This is a genomic window from Neisseria sp. P0009.S007 (assembly GCF_051962515.1).
On record NZ_JBQCVF010000010.1, the window covers coordinates 6,647 to 9,153 of the forward strand.

A 2,507-nucleotide genomic window follows, 5' to 3' on the forward strand; every position below is an offset into this window, starting at 1 on the left:
GAGGAAACGATTACGGCGAAGAAGTGATGGCCGTCGCCTTCGACTTCGACGTGTTCGCAAGGGGTAACGCCTTCAATCAGGGTTTTGACTTGTTCGGGTAAAAGCATGAGGGTTCCTTGGGAAATGGTTTGTTTGTAAAACAGGCATTATACCGAATCTTGATAAAAACAGGCCGTCTGAAAAACCAAACTTCGGGTTTCAGACGGCCTCGACCTTTGGAAGCGTCAAATGCTTATTCGTACACTTTCAGCAGCTCGACTTCAAAAATCAAAGTCGCGTGCGGAGGAATCACGCCGCCGGCACCGTGTGCGCCGTAGCCCATTTCGGAAGGAATGGTCAGCTTGCGTTTGCCGCCTTCTTTCATGCCGCCGAAGCCTTCGTCCCAACCTTTAATCACTTGGCCGACGCCCAGGGTGATGGTCAGCGGTTGACGGCGGTCGAGGCTGGAGTCGAATTTGGTACCGTCTTCCAACCAGCCGGTGTAATGTACGGTGATTTCTTTGCCTTTGACGGCTTCTTTGCCGTGGCCTTCTTGCAAGTCTTCAATAATCAGGCTCATGATGTTCCTTTCGGATGTATGGTGAAAATCGGCTCAAGATTACCATATTGTGTGGAATCGTGAAACAAAGGCGCCCATATGGCCGGCAACAAAAAGGCCGTCTGAAACGGATTTTCAGACGGCCTTGTTTTATGCTAACCCTTATTTGTTGTCAGGTTGGGATTTGACATCGTGGGAGATGGGCAGCTCAGGCATGGTTCGGGCAGACTCCGGAACATTGCCGGAGAGGGCTTTCAAGAAGGCAACGATGTTTTCAGTGTCTTCCGGAGCCAGGGTTTTACCCAATTGCGCTTTCGCCATGATGTTGACGGCTTTATCCAGTTCCCAAACGCTGCCGTTGTGGAAGTATGGGTAGGTGCGCTCAACGTTTCTCAAGCCGGGAACGCGGAAGAAGAATTCGTCTTCGGCTTTTTTGGTTACGTCCGCACGGCCTTTGTCGTGTTTAGGATCGTCGATGTGTTTCCAGTAAGGACCGTCCACCAAACCGAATTTTTGGAACATGGTACCGCCCAAGTTGACACCACTGTGGCAGGACATACAGCCGTTGTCCATAAATGCGCGTACGCCTTTGCGTTCTTGTTCGCTCAGGGCCGATACGTTGCCTTTGAGGTAGTCGTCCCAACGGGTCGGGGTCAGCAGGGTGCGTTCAAATGCGCCCAATGCGGCGGTGATGTTTTTGAAGGAAACCGCGCCGTCTTCAGGGAATGCGGCTTTGAATTTCTCTTGGTATTCGGGAATGCCGGCGATTTTGGCGGCGGCATCGGCTTCGGTCGCGTTGGCCATTTCAACCGGGTTGAGCAATGGGCCGCCGGCTTGTTCTTCCACATCGGCGGCACGGCCATCCCAGAATTGGCTGCCCAACAAGGCGGCATTCAGGGCAGTCGGGGGGTTACGGGCGCCGAATTGGCTTTTGTGGCCCGCGCTGGTCGGCATGTTGTCCACGCCGGCCGTTGCCAAGTTGTGGCAGGAGTTACAGCTGACAGTGTTACCTTTGGACAGGCGGGTTTCGTACCAAAGTTGTTGGCCGAGTTTGACCTGCTCTTCGGTAAACGGACGGATTTTTTGCATTTCGGCCGCATCAGGCAAAGGTTTGAACACGGCTTGCGCGCGTTCCAACAGGGCTTTGTCTTCGGCAGAAACATCGGCGGAATTTTGAGGGGCTGAAACGGCGGCGGTGCTTGCGACAGCATCGGCAGTGCTCGCGGCAGAAGCCGCTTGAGGGGTTTCGGTTGTTTGAGCCGTTTTCTCGCCGCAGGCGGTCAGCGCGGCAGAAACGGCCAAAGCCAAAGCGATTTGGTGGAGTTTTAAACGTGGCATAGGAGGGTTCCTTTGTTATGCGTTTGTTATGTCATGGATTGCTGATTGCACCAGCAATATGCCAACTATAAAAGATAAGGCGGTTTTAATTTTTGTTGTAAATCAACCTTTTAAATTTGATAAATTCTGAAAATATCACTGATAGGGAAATTTATACTATGGAACTTTTTTATTATTTATTTACAATTGCTTAGATAAATTAAGGCCGTCTGAAAAAATAAAATTCAGACGGCCTTATTCAGACGGCCTTTTAGTTTTTATTGATTACGTTCGTTATTTTCTTTTAAAAAATCTTAATAAATATAGGGGTATTAAAAAATGAAAATAATTTGCGTTATTAAGCGTAAAGCGTTATAAATGCGTTAACAAATGAACGTTTCACTTTAGAGTTTTTTATGCTGATTGCTTTCTTGATTATGCTGCGCGAGGGCATCGAAGCCGCCCTGATCGTCGGCATTGTTGCCAGTTTTTTGAAACAGTCGGGACACAGCGAGCTGATGCCGAAGGTTTGGCTGGGCGTGTTTTTGGCTGCGGCCATGTGTTTGGGTATCGGTTACGGCATTCATTCCGTTACGGGCGAGATTCCGCAAAAAGAACAGGAATTGGTGGTCGGCGTCATCGGCCTGGTGGC

At 50.0% G+C, this 2,507-nt stretch carries 3 protein-coding genes and 1 pseudogene; 1 reads left to right on the plus strand and 3 read right to left on the minus strand.

Annotated elements, in window-relative coordinates; genetic code table 11:
* The 3 genes and pseudogenes from ACTHS3_RS02350 to ACTHS3_RS02360 all read right to left on the minus strand — a co-directional run.
* Nucleotides 1-107 (minus strand): annotated as a pseudogene (locus ACTHS3_RS02350) (BolA family protein); the annotation flags it as partial.
* Nucleotides 108-232: 125 nt separating this feature from the next.
* A complete protein-coding gene (locus ACTHS3_RS02355; RefSeq protein WP_094192864.1) occupies nucleotides 233-562 on the minus strand; it encodes an FKBP-type peptidyl-prolyl cis-trans isomerase in 330 nt (109 codons plus the stop codon).
* A 138-nt stretch (nucleotides 563-700) separates the two neighbouring features.
* Nucleotides 701-1,876: a cytochrome-c peroxidase gene (locus tag ACTHS3_RS02360; RefSeq protein ID WP_070765511.1), complete on the minus strand. Its 1,176-nt coding sequence runs from the start codon at nucleotides 1,874-1,876 to the stop codon at nucleotides 701-703.
* Between the two features lie 395 nt (nucleotides 1,877-2,271).
* On the opposite strand from ACTHS3_RS02360, the gene ACTHS3_RS02365 reads away from it, so the two are divergent.
* On the plus strand, nucleotides 2,272-2,507 hold a 236-nt coding region (locus tag ACTHS3_RS02365; RefSeq protein ID WP_440367035.1), incomplete at its 3' end, for an FTR1 family protein.

Coding starts and splice junctions, on each gene's coding strand:
- ACTHS3_RS02360 (WP_070765511.1), bottom strand. CDS start 1,876: ATGCCACGTTTAAAACTCCACCAAATCGCTTTGGCTTTGGCCGTTTCT.